The organism is Kitasatospora sp. NPDC057198 (assembly GCF_042670125.1).
GTDB lineage: Bacteria > Actinomycetota > Actinomycetes > Streptomycetales > Streptomycetaceae > Kitasatospora.
The window spans coordinates 1-1,360 of record NZ_JBHUWH010000868.1 but is presented as its reverse complement, the minus strand read 5'-3'; the positions used below and the strand labels follow the sequence as shown (position 1 = coordinate 1,360).

The following is a 1,360-nucleotide window of genomic DNA, read 5'->3' as shown; positions in this document are numbered from 1 at the left end:
CACCGGCACGGCGGCGCTGCCGATCCGGACCTCGATCCGGTCGCCGACCGCACCGCCCACCGCCGCCAGGTAGTCGCGGGTGGCCAGGCCGTCGACCGCCGGCCCGGACGGCTCGCCGCCGGGCGGGAGCAGGACGGCGTGCGGGCCGTCCTCGCCCTCGGCGGCCGGGACGTAGCGGGCGGTCAGCACCCGGTCCCCGGCCGGGCCGCTCTCCACCCGCAGCGAGGCGCCGTCGGTCCGTTCGCTCCAGGCGCCCGCGGGCACCGGCACCGGCACGCCCGGCCCGTCCGTGCTGTCGGAGACCGCGATCCGGCGGAGCGTCAGCTCGCTGCCGTCGACGCCCCAGCTGTTCCCGCCGCTCGGGTACGTCAGGCCGATGCCGGTCAGGGTCAGCGGCGCGGCGGCCGAACCGAGCGGCGCGGCGCTCAGCGCGGCCAGGTCCACCGGGACGGTCAGCTCGCCCCGGGCCGGCAGCTGCGGCACCAGGAGGCGGTGGTCCGTCCCGAAGGCGTCCCGCACCCGCAGCCACAGCGTGGGGGCCTGCGGCGGCGGGAAGTCCGCGCCGGGGTACTCGGCGACCGTGACCGACACGCCCACGGTCAGGTCGATCCGGGCCGGACGGCCGGGCAGCGGCACCCCGGGGGCCGGCGCCGCGGCCAGCGGGGCGAGCAGCTCCCCGGCCGGGCGGCCGTCGAACAGGTCGGGCCGCACCCGCAGTTCGGCCGCCGCCTTGGCGGTGTCGGTCAGCAGCACCCGGCCCTGCCGCCCGCCCGGGAGCGACTGGTCGACCCGGGCCACCGGCAGCAGCCGATCGCCGCCGGGCAGTTGCGCGTACCGGCCGCCCTGGCCCAGCGGGGGCAGCGCCGAGTTCTCGATCCGCAGGCCGCCCGCGGTGGCGAAGTCGGCCTGGTCGCGCTGCGAGTCGCGCCAGGCGGCGTGCTGGCCCACCGCCAGCACCCCGCAGGCCACCGCCAGCACCAGCAGCAGCACCGGCCCGTTCGCCCGGCCCGGACGGCGGGCCAGCTGCCAGCCGCCCAGCGCCACCCCCAGCCCGCGGCCCCCGGCGGCCAGCCGCGCCCCCAGCCGGGCCGCGAACGGCAGCACCCGCAGCACCAGCAGGGTGCCCGCGCACCAGACCAGCGCCAGGGTCGGCGCCGCGACCAGCACCGGGTCGATGCCCAGGTGCCCGTCGGCGTCCACCGACAGGCCGCCGGTGCGCCCGTCCAACTGCCGGTAGGCGACCACCGCCAGCGCCAGCAGCGCCACGTCCGCGCCCGAGCGCACCGCCGTGCCGACCACCGCCTGCCGGCGCGACACCACCCGCTCCCGCTCCCGGCCCCGGCGCAGCAGCGCGGGCAGC

1 pseudogene is annotated in these 1,360 nt (G+C 80.4%); it reads right to left on the bottom strand.

The features are described from left to right. A pseudogene (locus ACFUEL_RS39740) lies at positions 1–1,360 on the bottom strand (ABC transporter permease); the annotation flags it as partial.